This window comes from Nocardia sp. GTS18 (assembly GCF_013839555.1).
Taxonomy (GTDB): domain Bacteria; phylum Actinomycetota; class Actinomycetes; order Mycobacteriales; family Mycobacteriaceae; genus Nocardia; species Nocardia rosealba.
Genome location: NZ_JACBIU010000007.1, coordinates 1 through 22,853 on the forward strand (window position 1 = coordinate 1; position 22,853 = coordinate 22,853).

Annotated in this window: 20 protein-coding genes; 12 read left to right on the forward strand and 8 right to left on the reverse strand. The window is 69.1% G+C overall.

Going from position 1 to position 22,853, the window contains the following annotated elements:
* Nucleotides 1-18: 18 nt before the first annotated feature.
* On the reverse strand, nt 19-894 hold the full coding sequence (locus tag HYG95_RS09500; protein ID WP_181697624.1) for a winged helix DNA-binding domain-containing protein: 876 nt from the start codon (nt 892-894) through the stop codon (nt 19-21).
* Nucleotides 895-1,014: 120 nt separating this feature from the next.
* Here HYG95_RS09500 and HYG95_RS09505 point away from each other — a divergent pair, with 120 nt between their 5' ends.
* From HYG95_RS09505 to hisH, 10 genes are all read left to right on the forward strand, one after another.
* Nucleotides 1,015-3,228: a TRAP transporter fused permease subunit gene (locus HYG95_RS09505; RefSeq protein WP_181697625.1), complete on the forward strand. Its 2,214-nt coding sequence runs from the start codon at nt 1,015-1,017 to the stop codon at nt 3,226-3,228.
* 41 nt (nt 3,229-3,269) lie between these two features.
* The gene (locus tag HYG95_RS09510) at nt 3,270-4,259 is read left to right on the forward strand and encodes a TAXI family TRAP transporter solute-binding subunit (RefSeq protein ID WP_181697626.1); all 990 of its coding nucleotides are present in this window, start codon (nt 3,270-3,272) and stop codon (nt 4,257-4,259) included.
* Between the two features lie 152 nt (nt 4,260-4,411).
* Nucleotides 4,412-5,269: an arylamine N-acetyltransferase gene (locus HYG95_RS09515; RefSeq protein ID WP_181697627.1), complete on the forward strand. Its 858-nt coding sequence runs from the start codon at nt 4,412-4,414 to the stop codon at nt 5,267-5,269.
* A 128-nt stretch (nt 5,270-5,397) separates the two neighbouring features.
* A complete protein-coding gene (locus HYG95_RS09520) occupies nt 5,398-7,473 on the forward strand; it encodes an acyltransferase family protein (RefSeq protein ID WP_370465738.1) in 2,076 nt (691 codons plus the stop codon).
* 46 nt (nt 7,474-7,519) lie between these two features.
* A complete protein-coding gene (locus HYG95_RS09525) occupies nt 7,520-9,259 on the forward strand; it encodes a penicillin-binding transpeptidase domain-containing protein (RefSeq protein WP_181697628.1) in 1,740 nt (579 codons plus the stop codon).
* Between the two features lie 88 nt (nt 9,260-9,347).
* Nucleotides 9,348-10,949 (forward strand): serine/threonine-protein kinase, encoded by a 1,602-nt coding sequence (locus tag HYG95_RS09530; protein ID WP_181697629.1) that lies wholly within the window; start codon nt 9,348-9,350, stop codon nt 10,947-10,949.
* A gap of 143 nt (nt 10,950-11,092) precedes the next feature.
* On the forward strand, nt 11,093-12,430 hold the full coding sequence (hisD, locus tag HYG95_RS09535; RefSeq protein WP_181697630.1) for a histidinol dehydrogenase: 1,338 nt from the start codon (nt 11,093-11,095) through the stop codon (nt 12,428-12,430).
* Nucleotides 12,427-13,554 carry a histidinol-phosphate transaminase gene (locus tag HYG95_RS09540; protein WP_181697631.1) on the forward strand — a complete coding sequence of 376 codons (1,128 nt, stop codon included), beginning with the start codon at nt 12,427-12,429 and terminating at the stop codon, nt 13,552-13,554. The genes hisD and HYG95_RS09540 overlap by 4 nt, the downstream gene beginning before the upstream one ends.
* Nucleotides 13,555-13,573: 19 nt before the next feature.
* On the forward strand, nt 13,574-14,188 hold the full coding sequence (hisB, locus tag HYG95_RS09545; RefSeq protein WP_157105161.1) for an imidazoleglycerol-phosphate dehydratase HisB: 615 nt from the start codon (nt 13,574-13,576) through the stop codon (nt 14,186-14,188).
* Complete coding sequence (gene hisH, locus HYG95_RS09550; RefSeq protein WP_067644773.1) at nt 14,185-14,814, forward strand: imidazole glycerol phosphate synthase subunit HisH; 630 nt, start codon at nt 14,185-14,187, stop codon at nt 14,812-14,814. The genes hisB and hisH overlap by 4 nt, the downstream gene beginning before the upstream one ends.
* A gap of 1 nt (nt 14,815) precedes the next feature.
* Here hisH and HYG95_RS09555 read toward each other — a convergent pair whose 3' ends face one another.
* The 7 genes from HYG95_RS09555 to HYG95_RS09585 form a co-directional block, all read right to left on the reverse strand.
* Nucleotides 14,816-15,169, reverse strand: coding sequence for a cupin domain-containing protein (locus HYG95_RS09555; protein ID WP_181697632.1), 354 nt, complete (start codon nt 15,167-15,169; stop codon nt 14,816-14,818).
* 27 nt (nt 15,170-15,196) lie between these two features.
* A complete protein-coding gene (locus tag HYG95_RS09560; RefSeq protein WP_181697633.1) occupies nt 15,197-16,159 on the reverse strand; it encodes an alpha/beta fold hydrolase in 963 nt (320 codons plus the stop codon).
* A gap of 83 nt (nt 16,160-16,242) precedes the next feature.
* Entirely contained in the window at nt 16,243-17,031 is a 789-nt protein-coding gene (locus HYG95_RS09565; RefSeq protein WP_181697634.1) for an AraC family transcriptional regulator, read from the reverse strand.
* A 76-nt stretch (nt 17,032-17,107) separates the two neighbouring features.
* Nucleotides 17,108-18,259, reverse strand: a complete 1,152-nt coding sequence (locus HYG95_RS09570; RefSeq protein ID WP_181697635.1) for a DUF2786 domain-containing protein — start codon at nt 18,257-18,259, stop codon at nt 17,108-17,110.
* A gap of 83 nt (nt 18,260-18,342) precedes the next feature.
* Entirely contained in the window at nt 18,343-19,272 is a 930-nt protein-coding gene (locus HYG95_RS09575; RefSeq protein WP_181697636.1) for a LysR family transcriptional regulator, read from the reverse strand.
* Nucleotides 19,269-20,159, reverse strand: coding sequence for a LysR family transcriptional regulator (locus HYG95_RS09580; RefSeq protein ID WP_181697637.1), 891 nt, complete (start codon nt 20,157-20,159; stop codon nt 19,269-19,271). Before HYG95_RS09580 ends, HYG95_RS09575 begins: the two co-directional genes overlap by 4 nt.
* A gap of 326 nt (nt 20,160-20,485) precedes the next feature.
* Complete coding sequence (locus tag HYG95_RS09585) at nt 20,486-20,908, reverse strand: hypothetical protein (protein WP_067644751.1); 423 nt, start codon at nt 20,906-20,908, stop codon at nt 20,486-20,488.
* Nucleotides 20,909-21,290: 382 nt separating this feature from the next.
* Here HYG95_RS09585 and priA point away from each other — a divergent pair, with 382 nt between their 5' ends.
* Both priA and HYG95_RS09595 read left to right on the forward strand, forming a co-directional pair.
* On the forward strand, nt 21,291-22,022 hold the full coding sequence (priA, locus tag HYG95_RS09590) for a bifunctional 1-(5-phosphoribosyl)-5-((5-phosphoribosylamino)methylideneamino)imidazole-4-carboxamide isomerase/phosphoribosylanthranilate isomerase PriA (RefSeq protein ID WP_181697638.1): 732 nt from the start codon (nt 21,291-21,293) through the stop codon (nt 22,020-22,022).
* Between the two features lie 7 nt (nt 22,023-22,029).
* Nucleotides 22,030-22,851: an inositol monophosphatase family protein gene (locus HYG95_RS09595; protein ID WP_181697639.1), complete on the forward strand. Its 822-nt coding sequence runs from the start codon at nt 22,030-22,032 to the stop codon at nt 22,849-22,851.
* Nucleotides 22,852-22,853: the final 2 nt, after the last annotated feature.

Here is a 22,853-nt window from a genome sequence, read left to right on the forward strand (position 1 = left end):
ACGAGGTGGAAGACCTGTTTATTCGTCGGCAGCGTCAGATGGGTATAAGGGACAGGGGGTGAGGTCGTCGGCCAGGATGATGCCGGGGGTGCCGTCGAGATCCACTTCGGCGATGTCCAAGGGGGCCAGGGCCTTTCGGACGTCACCGAGGGTCCAGCCGGTCCACCACTTCAGGTCGGTGACGGGGGCGGGGCCGAAGGCGTAGAGCCACCGGCGGACGAGTTCGGTGCGGGCTTCGTCGGCGGACATCGGTGTAAAGCCTTGGGGGAGCCAAGTTTCCGCCGGTGACCAGGTGTACTGGCTGCTCGCCCAGCCGCCGTTGGGACGGCCGCGGACGATGCGGCCCTCCGCGCCGAGGATGACCAGGACCCAGGTGGTGATGCTCGTAGGCTTGGAATACGACTTGCCGGGCGCGGTATCGATCTTGGTCTGCAACCGGGGGACGTCTTTGCCCAGTTGGGCGCCCGTGGCCGCGCCACGCGCCAGTAGCGCCGCATGTGTTTCGGCCTCCACCTCACGCAACCAGGTGTCGACGTCGTCGATCCCGGCCTGCTCGAGATAGCGGCCGTAAGCGCGGCGCTGCTTGTGGGCGAGCGCGTCGCAGGTGGAGGCTTGCAGGACCGGGAGCAGCTCGGTGGGGGCGATGAACATGGTGCGGCGCATGGCGAGCAGGCGCAGCAGGGTGCGGTCGGCGTAGAGCGCCTTCTCCATATCCGCCGGGGTGAGGTCGATACCGCGCGCGCCGACCGACAGGAACACCGTCGCCGGATCGGTGGCGTGCAGGACGACCATCGACCGGGCGATGTCGACCGGGTCGGTGGACCGGGCGGAGGGTGCGAGGCGATGCCGGATCGCCAGGCGGGCCCGCCGCTGCGCGCTATCGATCGAGATCATGGGCCGCATCCTAAGCGGGGGTACCGACAGAAACGCCCGCCTGCTTAGTGTCCATTTTGTGCAGAACGCCCGGTCGCCGTTTTCGCTCCGATGCCCGAATCCCGTTGCTATCGTCCGCACATGAGCGTTGCGCCACCCGTTGTCACCGCGGCTGAGCTGGGTGTGGACGACGAGGAACGGCCCGCCCGGACCCTGTCGGGGTTCCCGGCCAGGCTGGTCGGGATCGTCGCGCTCGCGGTGGCGCTGTTGTCGATCTGGCAGGTGTTCCGGCCGCTGGCCCAGGGCAGCCAGTACTACCTGGTGGTGTTTCTCGGGATCGCCTTGCCGCTGGTGTATCTGAGCTATCGGTCCTGGTGGGGCAGGCTCGACCGGGCCGACGCGCCCTCGGTTCTCGACTGGGTGCTCGCGGCGATCGCCCTGGTGGTGTGCCTGTATCCGATCCTGCCGTTGACCTTCGGTGACGCGGGCGGCGGCTACAACGCCTTCCTCGACCGCCAGGGCATGCTCGCCCCACTCGATGTGGCGATGGGTGGGTTGCTGCTGGTGCTCGTGCTCGAGGCGTGCAGGCGCACGACCGGGGTCATCCTGCCGATCGTGTGCCTGGTGTTCCTCGCCTACGGCTACTACGGCGGGCTGTTGCCGCAGAACTGGGCCATCGCCCACGCCGGGCTGGACGTCGACCAGATCGTCGACGCGCTGTACAACTCGGGTAGCGGGTTCTACGGCACCCCGCTCGACGTGGCGGCCAGCTACATCGTGCTGTTCACCCTGTACGGCGCGGTGCTCGAATTCTCCGGTGCCGCTCGGTTCTTCGTCGATCTTTCGGTGTCGCTGTTCCGTCGCTCGCACAGTGCGGCCGGGCGCACGGCGGTGGCGTCGGGATTCCTGCTCGGCACCGTGTCCGGGTCGGGCACGGCGACGGCGGTGAGTACCGGAGCGGTCACCTGGCCGATCCTGAAGCGGGCAGGTTACCGGCCGGAACAGGCGGGCGGCATGCTCGCGGCGGCGGGTGTGGGTGCGATCCTGTCACCGCCGACGCTCGGGGTGGCGGCATTCATTGTCGCCGAGTACCTCGACGTGTCGTATGTGACCGTCCTCGGCTGGGCACTCATCCCGACCCTGCTGTACTACCTCGGCATCCTGCTGTCGGTGGAGATCGACGCCCGTCGCATCCATGCGGAAGGCCGCGCGCCCGCCGACCTCGCCGACGCTCCGCTGCCGACACCGTGGTGGAAACTGCTGGGACGCTTCGGATATCACTTCTCGTCGCTGATCGTCATCGTCGTGCTGCTGCTCGCCGGGGTGAGCGCGACCCGTGCCGTCGTGTACGCCACGGCGCTCGCCTTGATCCTGGCTGTGCCGGATCGAATGCTGCGAGCTCGCGACGCGGCCGGAACCCCATCATCGACTGGCGGATCATCGACAGTCGGCACGTCGGCAGTCGGCAAGTCGACTGATGGCACGTCGGTAGGCGACCCGTCAACGGGCGACGCATCGTCAGACGCAACGGCGACAAAGCAGTCGACCCCCACAGGCCTATGGACGCGAAAAACACTGCAGCGTTTCATGTTCGAAGCCCTGCGTGCGCTCTCGCTGGGGATGCGCTCCGCACTGCCGGTCGTCGCCGTGTGCGCCGCGGCGGGTGTGATCACCGCGATGACCACCAAGACCGGTCTCGGCGCCCAGCTCGCCTCGCTGCTGGTACGGGCAGGCTCGGTGCTCTCCGACGACCCCGCCGTCGTGCTCGCCACCACCGCGCTGCTCGCCGCGATCGCGTTGTCGCTGCTCGGTCTCGCGGTCCCGGTGACGGCGTCGTTCGTGATCGGTTGGGTCATCATCGGTCCGGCCCTGCTCGACCTGCACGTCGCCGCGCCCGCCGCCGCCATGTTCGTCTTCTACTTCTCGGTGCTCTCGGAGGTCACCCCGCCGACCGCGCTCGCCGCCGTCGGCGCCGCCGCCGTCACCGGCGCGAAGGCCATGCCGACCATGTGGTCGGCGCTGCGCTACGCGCTGCCCGCCTTCCTCGTGCCGCTGATGTTCGTGCTCACCGACTCCGGGCAGCACCTGCTCGGCCGTGGCGCGCTGCTCGACGTGCTCTGGGTGACCGCGGCCGCGTGCGTCGGCGTCGCGGCGCTGGCGGCCGCGACCGGCGGCTGGATCCTCGGCATCGGCGCGGTGGGGGCGGTGCCGCGCGTGCTCGCGGGCGCCGCCGGTCTCACGCTGCTGTACCCGCACCCGACGGCTACGGCGATCGGGCTCGGTGTGCTCGTAGTCGCCGCAGCGGCCGGAGTCGTCGAACGCGTGCGTCGTCGAAAAGCCACGGGCACACCGTGATCGGTCAGCAGGCGGCGCCGCCGTCGAGGAGAGAGGTCGTCATGATCAGAACACTTGGCATCGTTGTCGCGGCGAGCACCGCCGCCGCCCTGCTCACGGGCTGCGGCGGCCGACAGGACTCGCCGACGGCGGACACCGGTGGCGAGGTGAGCTGTGAAGTGAAGCAGGACACCAGGATCGGCATCGCCACCGGCAATGCGACCGGTGTGTACTTCGCACTCGGCAACGCTTACGCCGAACAGATCTCGGCCGCCACCGACGGCAAGGTCAAGGCCACCGCCGCCGAGACCGGCGCCTCGGTGCAGAACATCCAGCAGGTGGTCGGCGGTACCTATCAGGTCGGCTTCTCGCTGGCCGACTCCGCCGCCGACGCCGTGCAGGGCAAGGGCAGCTTCACCAGCGTCCAGCCGGTGCGCGCGCTGGCCCGCCTCTACGACAACTACACCCAGGTGATCGTGCGCGCCGACGCGGGCATCAACTCCCTGGCCGACCTGCGCGGCAAACGGGTCTCCACCGGCTCGCCCAAATCGGGCACCGAGGTGATCGCCCAGCGCGTCCTGCAGGCCTCGGGTCTCAACCCCGACACCGACATCTCCGCCCAGCGCCTCGACCTCACCAAGACCGTCGACGGTCTCAAGGACGGCTCGATCGACGCCATGTTCTGGTCCGGTGGCCTACCGACGCCCGGCATCACCGACCTGTTCACCACCGCGAAGGACAAGGTCAGGTTCCTCGACATCACGGGGGCGCTGCCGAAGCTGAAGGAAATCAACCCCGTCTACGAGGCGGGCTCGATCCCGGCCGCCACCTACGGCCTGAGCGCCGACGTGCCGACCGTGGTCGTGCCCAACCTGCTCGTGGTCCGCGACGACCTCGACGCGAACCTCGCCTGCGTCCTCACCAAGACCCTGCTCGACCGCAAACCCCAACTCGAGCAGGCGAATCCGGCCGCCAAGGGGATCAATGCCGACACCGCGAGCAAGACCGCGCCGGTACAGCTGCACCGCGGCTCGGAGGTAGCCCTGCGCTGACCTCGCCCCCGCCACCCGCGCCCGACACGCGGGTGCCACGGTCCCCGCCGCCCTCGATTACCAGGGGTGACGGGGACCGTGTGCTGTGCCGGGGAACAACCCGTGGCGAGGCTCGGTTGTGCGAAACAGACGCCGACCGAAACGAGGATGCGATGACCGAGGCCGTGGCACGCGACGAACGCTGGCTGGGCGAGGAGCTCGATCTGGACGCCTATCTCGCCCGGATCGGCTACGACGGACCGCGCACCGCCTCGCTCGACACCCTGCGCGCCCTGACACGCGCCCACACCACCACGTTCCCCTTCGAGAACCTCGAGATCATCCTCGGCCGCGGCATTCCGCTCGATCTGAAATCCCTGCAGGACAAACTGGTCCGGCACGCGCGCGGCGGATACTGCTACGAGAACGCCGGTCTCTTCGCCGCCGCCCTGGAACGCCTCGGATTCGATGTGCGTGGCCTGAGCGGCCGGGTGACCTTCGGTTCGCTGGCCACGGGGGCGATCCGGCCCGCCACCCACGCCCTGCTCCGCGTCACCACCCCGGACGACGACCGGGTCTGGATCTGCGATGTCGGTTTCGGTGCCGGTCCGCTCGAACCGTACGAATTGGCCGACAGCGCGGGCGAATTCACGTTGGGGGACTGGCGCTTCCGGCTCGAGCATCGCGACGACCTGTGGGTGCTCTACCAGTTCGGCCGTGACGGCTGGATCGATCGCTACACCTTCACCGAGAACCCGCAGTACCGTACCGACTTCGCGGTGGGGAACCACTTCGTGTCGACCTCGCCACACTCACCGTTCACCACCCGGCCGTTCCTGCAGCGCTTCCGGCCCGACGTCCACCACGTGCTCGACGACCTCACCCTGGTGACCGAATACCCCGACGGCACCAGCGAAAGCCGCGAGATCGATGCGACCGACCTGCCGAAAGTGCTGACCGAGGTGTTCGACATCGAACTCGACCCCGCCGACGCGGAGGTGCTCGTCACCACACCCTGGCGCGCCGCCTGACCGCATTTCGGTCCCACCGACACGGCTCGGCGGTTTGCTTCCATCGTGTCGCTACGGCAAATTGATGGTTACTTGCCGGGAAACAAACCCCGATCGCTGCGGTGGGGTCCGATTCAGTGGGGTCGTTTGTGCCGAAGGTTCATTTCGCGTTGCCGGGTCAGCCGGAGCAGGGGGTCCGTTCGAGCGGGGCCGCTGCCCGGCCCGGCTGGCGGTCGGACCTGGACGGGCTACGCGGCGTGGCGATCGCGCTGGTCGTGGCGTTCCACGTGTGGGCGGGCCGGGTCTCCGGTGGCGTCGACGTGTTTCTCGTGCTGTCGGGCTTCTTCTTCACCGGCGCGATCGTGCGCGGGGTGGAGCGCAGCGGCCGGGTGGCCGCCACCGAGACCGCGCGCCGAACCTTGCGCAGACTCACCCCCGCACTGGTCGTCGTGCTCGCGGCGGTCGCGGTCGCGACGATCACCCTGCGGCCCTACACCCTGCTCGGCGAAACCGCCGCGCAGACTCTCGCCTCGATGTTCTACGTCCAGAACTGGTATCTGGCCGTCGCCGAACTCGACTACACCGCGCCCGACCCGACCGTGAGCCCGCTACAACACCTGTGGTCGATGTCGGTGCAGGGACAGTTCTATCTGGTGATCTTCGCGCTGCTGGCCGGGTGGGCGTGGTTGCGCCGCCGGGGCAGGGCCGACCGGGGGACACTCATCGCGGTGCTGACCGCGGTCGGGCTGCTCTCGTTCTGGTACGCCACGACCGGAACCGGACACCACCAGGCCTGGACGTATTACGACAGTCTCGCGCGCGGATGGGAGCTGCTGGCCGGCGCGGTGCTCGCCATCGCCGCGCCTTGGCTGCGCCTGCCGACCCGGCTGCGCGGTCTGGCCGCGGGGCTCGGGCTCCTCATGGTGTTCGCGTGCGGTCCGCTCTTCGACGGCGCCACCCAGTTTCCCGGCGTCGCCGCCCTGTGGCCGGTGACCGCCGCCTGCCTGGTGATCGCCGCAGGCTTCGGAACCGGCACGACACCGGGCACCGCGACCCGGCTGCTGTCGGGGCGGGTGTGCACCGAACTGGGCGCGATGGCGTATCCGCTGTACCTGTGGCACTGGCCGATTCTCATCTTCTACCTGGGCGAGACCGGGCGGACCGACGCCGGTGTCGTCGACGGGCTGGTGGTGATCGGTGTCTCGCTGATCCCCGCCTACGCCACCGCGCGCTGGATCGAGGCTCCGCTGCGGATGGGGCCGCGCGGTCAGGAGACACCGCCGCACCGGGCCACCGGGACGCTCGTCGGCGCGCTCACCGTCGCCGTGCTCGCCTCGGCCCTCGGCTGGCAGCTGGTGCTGCTCGCCAACCCGGCCGTGCCACCGGAAAACCTCGACAGCCTGCGCTACCCGGGAGCAACCGCGCTGCTCTCCGGCGCCGAATTCCCCAAGGCGCCCATGCGGCCCACCGTGTTCGAAGGTCACGTCGACACACCCTCGCCGACCACCGACGGGTGCATCACACCCAACCGCGAGGTCCGTACCTGCGTCTACGGTGACCCCGACGCCACCCGCTCGATCGCGCTCGTCGGCGGTTCGCATTCCGAACACTGGTTGCCCGCACTCGAGGTGCTCGGTGCCGAACACGGTTTCCGGGTGGTGTCCTACCTCAAGGAGGGGTGCCCGCTGGTGCTGGTCGACGAGCCGTCCTACGCCGAATGGCCCTTCCCCGAATGTCACGAGTGGTCGGTGGAAGTGCTCGACCGGCTGGCCGCAGAACAACCGGACTGGGTGGTCACCCTGTCGACCCGCTACCGCCAGGACGCACCGGGCGACGAGGTGCCCGGCGAGTACCTCGAGGTGTGGTCGGCGCTGCAGGATCGTGGGCTCAATGTGCTCGCCCTGCGCGACACGCCGCGGCTGCGACGCGACGGCGTGTTCTACCGGGCCCCGGACTGTCTGGCCCACCGCGGCGACCCCGACAGTTGCGGGATGGACCGCAGCGAGGCGCTCGACGCGGTCGACCCGGCCGCCGCACCGGCCGCCGGGTACCCGAACATCTACCTGCTCGATCTCTCCGACGCCGTGTGCCGCCCGCAGCGCTGCCGGGTCGTCGAGGGCAATGTGCTGATCTATCGCGACGAACACCACCTCACCGCCAGTTACGCCCGATCACTCGCCCCCGAACTGGGCCGCCAGATCGCCGCCGTCACCGGCTGGTGGTGAGCGCGAGATCACCACGCGCGCCACAGGTCCGGCTACCCTCGGACCGGTGCGCATACCCCGCAAGGCATCGGTCCTGCTCGTCGCGCTCGCTGTCGTGCCCGTCGCGTGCTCGTCCGGACCGGACCAGCCACAGACCGTCGCCGAGGCCTTCGCGAAGGCCCTGAGCAGCGGTGACGTCGCGGCCGCCGCGGCCCTCACCGACGCCCCCGACCAGGCCCGCCAGACCCTCACCGCCCTGTTCGAGAACCTGGGCAAGAACGACACCGTGCGGGTGAGCGCCACCGACGAGGCGAGTTTCACCCTCGAATCCACCTGGAAGCTCGGCACGGGCGGTCGGGACGAATGGACCTACACCAGCACCGGAACGGCCGACGAGAACGACTGGACGATCGATTGGAACCCCGCCACGGTGGCGCCCGGCCTCGATCTCGGCCCGCTCAGCTACAGCCCCATACCACCGAAACCCGCACGCGTACTCGACGCGAGCGGTGGTGAGCTGATGACCGAGCAGGTGGTGACCCTGGTGACCGTCGCCCCGGACGCCGACCTGCCCGCCGTGGCCGCCGCGCTCGCGCCGCACGGCGTCACCGAGGCCAGCCTGAGAACGGATCTCGATGCGGCCCAAGGCAAACCGATCACCGCGGTCGCCCTGCGCGAGGCCGACATCGCCCCGGTCCGTGACACGCTGACCGGGCTGCGCGGTGTGACCCTGGCACCCCAACCGAGACTGCTGACCGTCGACAAGACCCTCGCGGCACCGACGCTGGCCGGACTGACCGAACTCTGGCAGCACCAGGCCGACGACGCGGCGGGCTGGGCGGTACGCGCCCACACGCCCTCGGGCACCCAGCGCATCGCCGGACCCGACGCCACCGCGACCACCGACATCGCCACCACCCTCGACATCGACCTGCAGAACGCCGCCGAAGGCGCGCTGGCGCCCGTGCCGACGCCCGCCGCCATCGTGGCGCTGCGGCCCTCGACGGGCGAGGTGCTCGCCGTCGCGCAGAACGCACCCGCCGACGCGCAGGGTCCCATCGCGCTCACCGGGCTCTACCCGCCGGGTTCGACGTTCAAGACCGTCACCGTGTCGGCCGCGTTGCAGGCGGGCGGTGTCACCGCCGACACCGTGCTGCCGTGCCCCGGCCGCGCCACCATCGAAGGCCGGACCATCCCCAACGACGACGGCTTCGACCTCGGTGACGTGCCGCTGCACACCGCCTTCGCCCGGTCCTGCAATACGACGATGGCGCAGCTCGGTGTGCGCCTGCCCGCCGACGGGCTCACCCAGGCCGCCGCGCAACTCGGCCTCGGAGTGGACTATGTGACACCCGGCTTGACGACAGTCACCGGGAAAGTTCCCGCCGCGCAGAATCCGGCGCAGCAGGTGGAAGCGAGCATCGGACAGGGCACGGTCACCGCGTCGCCGTTCGGAATGGCGCTCGTCGCCGCCTCGCTCGCCAACGGAACCGCGCCCGCGCCGTCGGTGGTCGTGGGTCGTCCTGGCACCGCCGACCGCCGGACCGAACCGGTGCCCGCCGCGGTGACATCGCAGGTGGAAGCCATGATGGCCGAGACGGTCAGCGCCGGAACCGCTACCGCCCTGCGCGACATCCCCGGCCTGCTCGGCAAGACCGGCACGGCCGAGTACCTCGACGACGAACACGCACACGGATGGTTCGTCGGAATCCGCGGCGACCTCGCCTTCGCGGTCTTCGTCGCCGACGCGGGCAGCTCCGGACCGGCGGTCGAGTCGGCGGGCAGGATGCTTCGTGTGACACGATGAGCCATCTCACTCTCCGCAGGCGTGCAATCCCCCCGCTGCCGCACGCGGTCACCACCAGTCGAGCTACACTCGTCGGCGGGCCATACCCATGGTCAATACGCGGGATGTCACAATTTCGAGAAGGTTCGGAGTAGGCGCCATCGATACCGGTCAGAAGATCGCGGAGCATTACCGCCTGGTCGAGCGTATTGGTAGCGGCGGCACAGGCGTTGTATGGCGCGCTGTCGACGAACGCCTCCAACGCTCGGTTGCGGTGAAGCAGATCCACATCAAGCCGAGCCTGCCCGAGGCCGAGCGAGATGTGCTGCGCCAGCGTGCGATTCGCGAAGCCCGCAATGCGGCACGCTTCCAGCATCCCAATGCCATCGTCGTTTTCGACATCACCGAGCACAACGGTGATCCGTGCCTGGTGATGGAATACCTCAAGTCGGTGAGCCTCGCCGCGGAACTGGGCCAGAAGGGCCCGTTGCCGCTGCTCGAGGTGGCCCGCATCGGTGAGCAGGTGGCGTCCTCGTTGATCGCCGCCCACCAGGCCGGGCTCGTGCACCGCGACGTGAAGCCGGGCAACATCCTGCTCGGTGAGCACGGTGAGGTGAAGATCACCGACTTCGGCATCTCGCGGGCCGCGGGCGATGTGACCCTCACCGAGACCGGCCTCATCTGCGGCACCGCCGCGTACTTGGCGCCCGAAGTGGCGCGCGGCGCCGACCCGACACCGGCCGCCGACGTGTTCGCCCTCGGCGCCACCCTGTTCCACGCGCTGGAAGGCGAACCGCCCTACGGCGCCAACGCCAACCCGCTCGCCGTGCTCTACGCGGCCGCCAACGGCCAGGTGCGCGAACCGCACAACGCCGGTCCGGCCACCGATTTCCTGCTCGACCTGCTCAACCCCGAACCGCTCGATCGTCCGACGATGACCGAGGCCCGCGACGCGCTCGCCGCCTTCGCCGACGACGCCGACGCGGTGCCCGCCGGATTCGTTCCCGCCAGCGAGGCCTACGGCCGCCGCAACTCGGCCGCCACCACGCAGGTGATCCGGCAGTCCGGCGGCAGGCGTGCCTCGCACGCGGGTGCGTCCAACGCGGCGACCCGCCAGATCCGTTCACAGCCGCGCCCGCAGCCGCGCTACGACACCGCCGCGCATCCGCCCACCCAGGCCCAGCCCGCCCCCGCCCCGCGCAAGCAGCCGGGCAAGGGCCGTGCGGTGCTGATCGGCTCGGGTGTGGGTGCGGTGATCGCCGCGATCGCCGTCGCGATCAGTGCCATGAGTGGGTCGGACTCCGATTCGCCTCAGGTGCAGGCGAATTCGACGACGACGGCACAGGCCGCTGTCGCCCCGACGACGACCTCGGCGATCCCCGCGCTGGGTCAGGCACCCAATACCGGCACCGTGAACATCGGGTCGGCCGGTCTGCTGGTGGAGAACTTCTTCAGCGATCCTGCCGGGTCGTGGTCGATGCTCACGCCCGCCGCGCAGCAGGTGTACGGCAGCGAGGCCGAGTTCCGGCAGTACTGGAACTCGCGCGTCATCACCAGCTTCACCAGCATCACCGCCGTCAGCGGCAACAACGCCGACGGATCGACCGATATGCGCCTGGCCAGCATCACCATCGACGGCCAGACCAAGTCGATGGTCATGCGCGTGGTGAACTACAACGGCAACCTGCGCATCGACGGCGACACCCGCTAGCTCACCCGCCGAAAACCGCTGGTCCGCCCGATACACACGGGCGGATCGGCGCGCGAGGAGGATGTGGCGGAAAACCGGTGGTTGCCGCCCATTAGGCTGGTACCTGACCTGATGCCACGCACAGAACAGGACCGCACTCCGATATGACTCCCCGCATCGAGCTCGCCCGCGTCGATCTGCGCGGTCGTACTCCCTCCGCCGCCGAGCTGCGCACCGCGCTGCCGCGCGGAGGGGTCGACGTCGACTCGGTGCTGCATCATGTGCGGCCGGTCGTCGAAGACATCCGCGACCGGGGCGCCGAAGCCGCGCTGGACTACAGCGAGAAGTTCGACGGTGTCCGCCCGAGCGCGGTCCGGGTGCCGGTCGCCGAGCTGGGCAAGGCCCTCGACGCCCTCGACCCCGCCGTGCGCGCCGCGCTCGAGGTAGCGATCGAGCGGACCAGGAAGGTGCACGCCGATCAGCGCCGCACCGACTCGGTCACCGAGGTGGTGCCCGGCGGCACCGTCACCGAGAAGTGGGTGCCGGTCGAACGGGTGGGCCTGTACGTGCCCGGTGGTAATGCCGTGTACCCGTCGTCGGTCGTGATGAACGTCGTCCCGGCGCAGGCCGCAGGCGTGGAATCGCTGGTGGTGTCCTCACCGCCGCAGGCGCAGTTCGGTGGCCTGCCGCACCCGACGATCCTGGCGGCCGCCGCGCTGCTCGGTGTCGACGAGGTGTGGGCCGTCGGTGGCGCGCAGGCCGTGGCGCTGCTGTCCTACGGCGGCACCGACACCGACGGTGCGGCGCTGGAACCGGTCGACCTCATCACCGGCCCCGGCAATATCTATGTCACCGCCGCCAAGCGGCTGTGCCGTGGCCTCGTCGGTATCGACGCCGAGGCGGGCCCCACCGAGATCGCCGTGCTGGCCGACGCCACCGCCGACCCGGTGCACGTGGCCGCCGACTTGATCAGCCAGGCCGAGCACGATGTGCTCGCCGCCAGCGTGCTCGTCACCGATTCCGTCGCCCTCGCCGACGCGGTCGATGCCGCCGTCAATGCCCAGCTGGCCGTGGTGAAGCACCACGACCGGGTGCGGGAAGCGTTGCGCGGCAAGCAGTCCGGGATCGTCCTCGTCGACGACATCGCCCAGGGTCTCCGCGTGGTCGACGCCTACGCCGCCGAGCACCTCGAGATCCAGACCGCCGACGCGTCGGCCGTGGCCGCGCGGGTGCGTAGCGCGGGCGCGATCTTCGTCGGTCCGTGGGCGCCGGTGAGCCTCGGCGACTACTGCGCCGGGTCCAACCACGTGTTGCCGACCGCGGGCTGCGCGCGGCACTCGTCGGGGTTGAGTGTGCAGACCTTCCTGCGTGGCATCCACATCGTGGAGTACACCGAGGCGGCGTTGAAGGATGTCGCGGGACACGTGGTGGCGCTGGCCAATGCCGAGGACCTGCCCGCGCACGGTCAGGCCGTGCAGGCGCGGTTCGAGGCGTTGTCATGAGCACTCCCACCGTGCCCGGCGCCTCGGCAACCCTCGACCAGCTGCCGCTGCGCGACAACCTGCGTGGCAAATCTCCCTACGGCGCACCGCAATTGACGGTGCCGGTGCAGCTCAACACCAACGAGAACCCGCACCCGCCGAGTCGTGCGCTCGTCGACGATGTCGCCGAATCGGTGCGGGCCGCCGCCGCCGACCTGCACCGCTACCCGGATCGGGACGCGGTCGCGCTGCGCCACGACCTGGCCGAGTACCTGACCCGCCAGACCGGTGTCGCCGTCGATACCAGCAATGTGTGGGCGGCCAACGGGTCCAACGAGATCCTGCAGCAGCTGTTGCAGGCCTTCGGCGGGCCGGGCCGCAGCGCACTGGGTTTCGTGCCGTCGTACTCGATGCACCCGATCATCTCCGAGGGCATCGACACCGAATGGCTAGAGGCCGCGCGCGGCAGCGATTTCTCCCTCGACATCGACTACGCCGTCGCGCAGATCGCCGAACGCCGTCCCGATGTGGTGTTCGTGACCAGCCCGAACAACCCGACCGGGCACAGGGTCCCCATCGACGACCTCGAGCGTGTGCTCGACGCGGCACCGGGCATCGTGGTGGTGGACGAGGCGTACGGGGAGTTCTCGGCCGCGCCGAGCGCGATCACCCTGATCGACCGGTACCCGACCAAGCTGGTCGTCACCCGCACGATGAGCAAGGCGTTCGCCTTCGCCGGTGGCCGCCTCGGTTACCTGGCGGCCTCGCCCGCGGTGATCGACGCGATCCTGCTCGTCCGGTTGCCGTATCACCTGTCGGTGGTCACCCAGGCCGCCGCCCGCGCCGCCCTGCGCCACGCCGACGAAACCCTCGCCAGTGTGGCCGAATTGGCCTCCCAGCGCGATCGGGTCGCCGCGGCGCTCGCCTCGTTCGGGTTCCAGGTGATCCCCAGCGACGCCAATTTCGTGCTGTTCGGCCGGTTCACCGACGCGGCCCGCGCCTGGCAGCACTACCTCGACGCCGGGGTACTCATCCGCGATGTCGGCATTCCCGGCTACCTGCGCGCCACCATCGGGCTCGCCGCCGAGAACGACGAGTTCCTGCGCGTGAGCCGCGATATCGCCGCCACCGACCTCACTCACTAAAAGCGTGGAGAAACAGACCATGAGCAGAACAGCGCGGGTGGAACGGGTCACCAAGGAATCCTCGATCCTGGTGGAGCTGAACCTCGACGGCAGCGGCAAGACCGAGATCTCCACCGGTGTGCCGTTCTACGACCACATGCTCACCGCCCTCGGCGCCCACGCCGGGTTCGACCTGGTGGTGCGGGCCGAAGGCGATATCGAGATCGAGGCACATCACACGGTCGAGGACACCGCCATCGTGTTCGGGCAGGCCCTCGGGCAGGCGCTGGGCGACAAGAAGGGCATCCGCCGGTTCGGTGACGCCTTCATCCCCATGGACGAGACCCTCGCCCACGCCGCCGTCGACGTGTCGGGCCGGCCGTACTGCGTGTTCACCGGCGAGCCGGAACACCTGGTGCACACCATCATTCCGAGCGCGGGCCCCGGTGCGTCGTACTCGACGGTGCTCAACAAGCACGTGTTCGAATCGATCGCGCAGAACGCACGGATCGCCCTGCATGTCCGGGTGCTCTACGGGCGCGACCAGCACCACATCACCGAGGCCGAATTCAAGGCTGTCGCACGGGCTTTGCGGGCGGCCGTCGAGATCGACCCTCGCGTGAGCGGTGTGCCGTCCACGAAAGGTGTGCTGTGAAATCCGTCGTGCTGCTGGACTACGGCTCCGGCAACCTGCACTCCGCCGAACGCGCCCTGGTGCGGGCAGGCGCCCAGGTGGAGGTCACCGCTGACCCGACCGCCGCGTTGGCGGCCGACGGGCTCGTGGTCCCCGGTGTCGGCGCGTTCGCGGCCTGCATGGCCGGGCTGCGCGCGGTGCGTGGTGAGCGCATCATCGGGCAGCGCCTGGCCGGTGGACGCCCGGTGCTCGGCATCTGCGTCGGCATGCAGATCATGTTCGACCGGGGTGTCGAGTTCGGCGTGGAAACCGAGGGCTGTGGTGAATGGCCCGGCACGGTCGCCGGGCTCGAGGCCCCCGTCCTCCCGCACATGGGCTGGAACACGGTGAAAGCACCCGCCGACAGCACCCTGTTCGCGGGCATGGACGCCGACACCCGCTTCTACTTCGTCCACTCCTACGCCGCCCAGCAGTGGGAACTGCCCGAAGCCGACCATATTCCGCCGCCGAAACTCACCTGGGCCGAGCACGGCGTGCCGTTCCTCGCCGCCGTCGAGAACGGCCCGCTCTCGGCCACCCAGTTCCACCCGGAGAAGTCCGGCGACGCGGGTGCTCAGTTGCTGCGCAACTGGATCGGGTCACTGTAGGTCAGCCGAGTCTCGGGTCGTCGGCGGTGGATTCGATGGTCTCGCCCGGCGTGTAGTACAGCTCCACGACATTGTCGATGTCGAGGTGGCGATGCCAGTGGCCCTTCGGCACGACGACGAATTGCCCTGCGGTGAGCCGGTTTCGGTGACTGCTGTCGTCGGTGAGGATTTCCACGGTGACGCTGCCGTGCAGGACCATCAGGAATTCGTCGGTGTCGGGGTGCAGTTCCCAGTCGGAGCCGGGGAGTTCGGCGCCGTGATACATGCAGAACGCTCCGGTGTTGAACGGGGCCAGTTCGCGAAAATCGAACTGGGCGAGGGTTTTCGCGGTGGTGATGGGGTCGTGTTTGCGCATGGTTCGGCTCTTCTCGGTCGGTGATCGTCAGGGGAGTGGATGGGGTGCCGGGTCGGATTCGGCGCGGCACCCGGCGGTGACGAAGGAGTGGATCGGGGTGGCGCAGGCGGCCGGGGCGTCGAACCAGGGATTGTGGCCGCCGGGGACTTCTTCGAGGTGCGCTGAGGGGATGTGTTCGATGCTGGGGAGGGCGTCGGTGGGGGAGAGGATGACGTCGTCGCGGCCCCAGACGAAGAGCAATGGGAGGTCGAGTCGGCTCAAATCTATTGGGGTGAGGATGTTTTCGGGGCGTGGTGTACGGCCGTCGAGTAGTCGCGTCAGCAGAAAGCGATAGGCGGCGGCTTGGCCTGGTCGGCGGAGGGGGAGCCGGTGCAGGTCGACGAGGTCGTCCGACATGGCGGCTACCGCCTGCTCGCCGAGGGCCTCGCTGAGGGCGGCGTCGGCGAGGAACCGCGGTGAGGGCAGTCCCATGAGCGACTGTTCCATCCGGCCACGGAGCGGGGTGGTGAGGGAGACCATCGCGGGAACGGGCCGGGCGCCGGGGAGGGCGGTAGCCGGTGCGCCGATGAGCACGGCGCGCGAGATTCGGCCGGGCGCGTCCAATGCTGTCCAGAGCGTGCACAGCCCGCCCAGGGAGTTGGCGATGACGGTCGCTTTCGGCAGGCCGAGTGCGTCGAGAGTACCGGTCAGCGTGGCGACGGCGAATTCGCGCAGTGAAGGGCCGGTCCACTGCGGTGCAGGAGCCAGTCCCTGACCGGGGAATTCCATCAGGATGTGCCGGTAACCGGGGAGTTCGGCCAGCAACGGTGCGAAGCCTAGCGCCGGCGCGGTGATGCCGTTGAGGTAGATCAACGGACTTCCCGCGCCGACGCTGAGCACTCTGACACGCGAATCACGTTGCGGCAGTGGGTGCTCGGTGATGGTCAGACCGTGTGCGCTGGCAACCCGCTGTTCGATCGCGCGAATTCGATTGTCGAGAGAGGGCGTCATGGATCAACTGTCGCGCGGGGAACTCGGGTAGGTCTTGAACGAATGTCCGCTCTGGGGGCACTGTGCGTCGGTGCGTCGGTCGATCAGTGGGTGAGAGTGCGCGGCGTCGTGCCGGCGAAAGCGACGACCTCGCGATGGAGGTGGGGCTGATCGGCGTAGCCACAGATCGCGGCTACGTCTGCCACGGGCTGCCCGGCGGCGAGGCGATCCAGTGCGCGACGGAATCGCACTATCTTTGTGGCCTGTTTGGGGGTGACACCTACTTGTGCGGTGAATCGGGACCACAGTCGTTGCCGGCTCCACCCGGTCCACTCGGCCAGCTCCTGCACCCGTACTCGGCCACCGGTGGCGACGATGCGGTCCCAGCAAGCCGTTACCTCGGGGTCGGCGGCGCCGACTGGTTCGCGGTGGGCGAGGAATGTCGTCAGGATGGTGAATCGTTCTGCCCACGTGGGCGTTTCGGACAGTTGCTCGCGCAGTAGGTTTGCGGCGCGTCCCCACACGGCATCGAGATCGACCATCTCCCCACGCAATTCGGATGGAGCGGCGCCCAGCAGAGTGCGCGTGGACAGGGGCGACAGGCGTAGCTCGAGGCATTCGATGCGGTCGGCCGTCACCTGCTGTGGCATCGGCGCCAATCCGGCGACCACACCGCCGAGCCGCCGCTGTTCACCACCGGCTGTGACCCGCAGCGGAGCATCGCCGAACTGGATCACCACGGTCACTTCGGGTCGCGCGCACACCCGCATCGGCGCGCCTGCCCCGACGCGCTCCAGGAACCCGCCCATCACCGCGCCCGGAACCGGGTTGGCACCGGCAGCAGCAACCTCCCAGCCCCCACCCAGTTCCGCTTCGGACACGATCGGGCGCATCTCACCAGCGTAGGTGGTGGTGACGTCAGCGTCGTCGATCAGTCGCAGGCGACGGCTCGACCGGCCACATATCGGATCAGGAAGGGGCGACGTGGGCTTCGGCGGCGGCTTCGGTGCCTGCGGCCCAGCCTTCGGCGCTGCGGATGGTGATGCCTTTGGCACGGGCGGTGGGGAAGTAGGTGTCGAAGGCCTTGTCGATCTGGTGTTGCCGGGCCGCGAGGACGGGGAGGAGGTGGTTCGGAGCGTGGGCGATCGTGGTGTCGGTGGCCTCGGTGAGGCGCTCGCCGATACGGGTCGCGTAGGCGGTGAGGAAGGCTTTGCGGTAGTGGCGGGAACGGGATTCTTCGGTGTCGGCGCTGTCGATCATGGTGCGGGTGGCCTGGACCAGCAGGGAGGTGGACAGGAGTTCGACCAGCTCGAGGTCGGTGTCGTCGCCGACCACGGTGACGAAGCCCCACTCCGCGGCGAAGATGGCGCGGCACCGATTGGCGTGCGCCACCCGGTCGATGAGTAGGGCTTTGGCGTCGGTGTAGGGGGTGTCGAGCCAGATGCGGCGGGTGGCGGGGAGATCGCTCGACGGTTCGAGCAGCAGGTGATCGATGGCGTACTTGGTCATCAGTTCCTGCGCCTTGGCCGAGAGGGTTTCGGCCTCGTCGGGAAACGACGTGGATTCGGCTTTGGCGAGCAGTCCGCGTACCCGGCCGAGCACCTTCTCGTCCGCACCGTGCCGGGGGCGAGCCGGGCCGGACGCTTCGAGCTTCGGCAGTCGCAGCAACAGCGCGAGGGCATCGATCACGGTGGTCAGTGCCTCGCCACCGGTGAGCAAGGCGCGATCGGCCCATGCCCGTAGATGGGGAGTCGTCCACCAGACGGCGGCACCGAGGTCGTCGAGCTGCGCTTCCCACCTCGCGTCGGGACGGTTCGCCGCCATCAGATCCAGCAGGTATCCCACCCCGAACTCGTCGAGGCGTCGACGCGCGGCCTGATGGATGTCCTCGGGGAGCCAGCCGAGATCGTAGGCGTGGGTGATGAGCCGCCGACCCGCCAGCTCGACGCCCGCGGCGAGCTCGTCGGTGACGGCCACCGTCCCGATCGACTCGGCCGCACCCTGCGCGGCAGCGGCGACGATCGCCTCGGCGATGGTCGCCGGATCACCCGAGAGGGCGTCGAACGCGGTCGGTGGGGCAGGCTTGCGCCCGGTGCGACGTCGGCGGTTCTGTTTGGCCATGGTCTACCGATCGTCCCTCGCGCGCGGTCCGGTGGACAAATGGGCCGACCTCCCCGCGCGGCAGGCCTCGTACCCGTGCGTCATCACCGGTTCGGGGCGTCTGGCTCATCGGAAGCTGTCACCGCTTCAGCCGAGGCGTGAGCGGTTTCGGTCACCGCGCGAACGAAGGCTATGCCGGCATTCGACAAACCGGAGGCGCGCCAGACCAGGCCGTATTCGATGGGTGGGAGGTCGTCGAAGGGGAGGTAGACCAGGCTGGGGCGGGGGTAGAAGTGGCCGGCTTGGGCGGCGGCGAGGGCGATGCCGTTGCCCGCTGCCACCTGGACCATGACTTCCTGCCAGTACGGCATCGTCATCGAACGATGGATCGGGCGGCCCGAGGGGGTGTGGGTGGGGAAGTGGTGGTCGAGGAAGTAGCCCGCCAGTCCCCGGGCGGTGAGCAGGGTTTCGTCGGCCAAGTCCACCACGGAGACCGAGGTGCGGGTGGCCAGGGGATGAGAGGTCGGGACGACGAGGACCTTCGCGTCGCGCAACAGGACCGGGCCGCTCACCAGATCCGGCTCGACGGCGGGGTACTCGAGGAAGACCAGGTCCAGTTCGCGGCGCCGCAGCTGACCGAACCGGTCCGACAGCTGGACCTCACGCAGCTCCACCGTGCACGCGGGCCGCTCGGCGCGGAACGCGGTGGCGGCCGCCATCAGCATCTCGCTGCCCAGTGGGTGTGTGAAGCCGACCCGCAACACCTCCGCGGCACCCGCGCTGCCGGCCGCCCTGGCCAGTGCGGCCAGAATGCCGTGATGATGCGGAGCGAGGGCGTCGCGCAGCTGAGCCCCCAAGGGGGTCAACGACACCCGTCGACTCGTCCGCTCGAACAGTGGTGCGCCGATGCGCCGTTCCACGGTGTGGATCATCTGACTCACCCGGGCCCGCGATACCGTGAGCCGCTGCGCCGCACGCCCGAAGTGCAGTTCCTCGGCCAGCACCAGGAAGGTTTCCTGCTCCTGCCAGTTCATCGTGTGCTCCCGGCGCATTTCACGGCGGTACGAACGAAGGCCGCCGCCCGCGCCGACAGACCCGGCGCGCGCCACTGCAGGCCGTATTCGATCGGCGCCTGCTCCTCGAACGGCACGTAGACCAGGTCGGGTCGCGGGTAGTACTCGATGCCCTGGGCGGCCGTCACGGTGACGCCGATATCGGCGGCGACGTGGGCGAGCAACTCCTGCCAGTACCGTGTGGTCGTCGAACGGCGGATCGGCGACCCGGCGGGAGTCACCGGCGGAACCACGTGATCGAGGAAGTAGCCCGGCACCCCGCCGATGAACAGCACGGTCTGTCCGGTCAGATCCTCGACGGTGACCGAGCGCCGCCGCGAGAGCGGATTGCGGGTGGACACCGCCAAAACCCGGGCATCGCGCAGCAGCACCGGACCGCACACCAGGTCGGGTTCGGTGGCGGGGAATTCGATGAGCTGCAGATCCAGCTCGCCCGAGCGCAACGCGCTGTAGCGATCGGAGAGCTGCACCTCGCGGATATCGAGAGTGCAGCCGGGGTGGCGTGCGCGGAGGGCATCGCCCGCCCCGATCAGCAGCTTGCCCGCCAGTGGGCTGGAAAAACCGACTCGCAGCACGCCGTCGATGCCGCGCGCGGTTTCGGTCACCTCCGCTACCGCGTCCAGTACACCGCAATGGTGCGGGAGCAGGTCGTCGCGGAGCTGAATGCCCAAGGGCGTCAGGGAAACCCGACGGCTCGTCCGCTCCAGCAGAGGTGCGCCGACGCGGGCCTCGAGTGTCTGGATCAACTGGCTCACCCGGGCCCGCGACAGCAGCAACCGATCCGCCGCTCGCCCGAAGTGCAGTTCCTCGGCCACCGCGAGGAACGTTTCGATCTCTTGCCAGTTCATCCATCACCTCTCATCGGTAAAGGCTCTTTACCGACCGGTGAGTATTTTGCCTGGTGTTCGCCTGTGTCACGTTGCGACCGCCTGGTCGGCACCCGCCCGACACTCGGAGGCGCTGGGCGACAAAGCCTGATCGGGCAGTGCGCGGTGCTGATCGGCTGCCGGCCGGGCACGGACAACGGAATCGGTAATCGTGCCGCAAACATGGTGGCAATTTTTTATGGCGGAAAACTATTCGGAGACAAAAGAATGCGGTGACGTGCGCTCGGCACGTCACCGCATTCGGCACCGACCTGAGGGGAGTGGTCGGCAAGTCCGGCTACGCCGAATTACTCGGCGGGGGTGTTGAGTTCACGCGCGCCGAGCAGGATGTCGACGATGTTGGCGCCACCACTGGTGAGGCTGTCGAATGCCGAGCTGCCGGTCTCGAGCACCTCGAGGCCCGCGAGAGCGGCGGCCGAACCGGTACCGGCGGCACCGAGGCCCGCCGAGCCGGTGCCCGCGGCACCGAGACCGGCCGAACCGGTGGCCAGAGCGGGCAGGGCGGCGGCGGAACCGGTACCGGCGGCACCGGCACCCGCGGCGCCCGCACCAGCGGAACCGGTCGCGCCGAGGGCGGCCGAGCCGGTGGCGCCGAGGGCGGCGGAACCGGTGGCGGCGGCGGCCGAGCCGGTGAAGGCGTTGGCGGCGGCAGCGGGACCAAGCACGGCGATGGCGAGGGCACCGGCAACAGCGAGGGTCTTGCGAGTCATGAGATTTCCTTTCGGTGCCTGCAATCACAGGCTGGTAACGCAAAGGGGCGGTGCGGCGATGAACTCGGTAGGGGTTGGTGTTCCTGCCGACAAAACGGAAAGCTAATCGATGCGGGAAACGAATTGCTAATTGATTCCACGTGGTGATTGTCACCATTAATACTTGGTAAACGGAATGTTTCCGCAGGTCAATCGGGTCTGTTCGATCGATCACATAACGTTCGGCGCATGGCTGGCTACCGATCTTCGGAAATCGGGCAAACTTATGGCACACCACTCGGTGACGGCTTCGGGTATGCGGCCGGGGCAAGCGGAGTGACGCGGAGCGCACCGGCCAGGACCGTTGCGGGCCCGCCGGGGGAGACCTACTAGTCTGATCGGCGTGAGTCTTGTGCTGTTGCCCGCGGTCGATGTCGCCAATGGGGAGGCCGTGCGCCTCGTACAGGGGGAGGCCGGTAGCGAAACCGGATACGGGTCGCCCCGCGACGCCGCCCTCGCGTGGCAGGAGGCCGGTGCCGAATGGGTGCACCTGGTCGACCTCGACGCGGCCTTCGGCAAGGGCAGCAACCGGGAATTGATCGCCCAGGTGATCGGCGAACTCGACGTCAAAGTCGAGCTCTCCGGCGGTATCCGCGACGACGACTCGCTGAAGGCCGCCCTGGCCACCGGCTGCGCGCGCGTGAACATCGGCACCGCGGCGATCGAGAACCCGCAGTGGTGCGCCCGCGTACTCGGTGAGTACGGCGACCGGATCGCGGTCGGGCTCGACGTCAAGCAGATCGACGGCGAATGGCGGCTGCGTGGACGCGGCTGGGTGACCGACGGCGGCGACCTCTGGGAGGTCCTCGAGCGCCTCGAACGTGACGGGTGCGCACGCTATGTGGTCACCGACGTCTCCAAGGACGGCACGCTCACCGGCCCCAATCTCGAACTGCTCGGCCAGGTGGCCAATGCCGCCGAGGCGCCCGTCGTGGCCTCCGGCGGTATCTCGGTGCTCGACGATCTCGTCGCCATCGCCGGCCTCACCGACGAGGGTGTCGAAGGCGCCATCATCGGCAAGGCGCTGTACGCGGGCCGGTTCACCCTGCCCGAGGCCCTGGCCGCGGTGCGCTGACCTCGCCATGACCACTGCGCCGAGCACCGCCGAACTGACCGACCTGCTGGCCGTCGCCACTCAGGTGCTGGACGGGGTGGTGCCGCGCTATCTCGAGGGTGTCGGCGCGCCGAGCGCGGTGGCCAAGGGCCGCAACGACTTCGCCACCGAACTCGACCTCGAACTGGAACGCACCATTTCCGCCGAGTTGCGTCAGCGCACCGGAATCGCGGTGCACGGTGAGGAATTCGGTGGGCCGAAGCTGACGTCGGGCACGGCCTGGGTGCTCGATCCGATCGACGGCACCTTCAATTACTCGGTGGGACATCCCATGTCGGGCATCCTGCTCGCGCTGGTGCACGAGGGCGAACCGGTGATCGGGGCGACCTGGCTGCCCGGGCTGGGCCGGCGGTACGCGGCTGTCAGCGGCGGTCCGGTGTATCTCGACGGGGTGGCCTTGCCGCCGCTGGCGCCCGGCAAACTCGGCGAGGCCATGATCGGGTTCGGTGCGTTCAACCTGGATTCGACCGGCCGCATCCCTGGCCAGTTCCGGTTCGACCTGCTCGGTGCGCTGAGCCGGTTGTCCTCCCGGGTCCGCATGCACGGCGCCACCGGCATCGATCTGGCGTTCACCGCCTCCGGTGTGCTCGGCGGCGCGGTGGTGTTCGGGCACCATCCGTGGGACAACGCCGCCGGGGTCGCCCTGGTGCGGGCCGCGGGCGGGGTGGTCACCGACCTGGCGGGCGAGCCCTGGACCATCACCTCCGGCTCGGTGCTCGCCGCCGCACCCGGTGTGCACGAAGAACTCCTTGACATGATCTGCGCGGTCAGCGACGAAGAACGAGGTTGAAC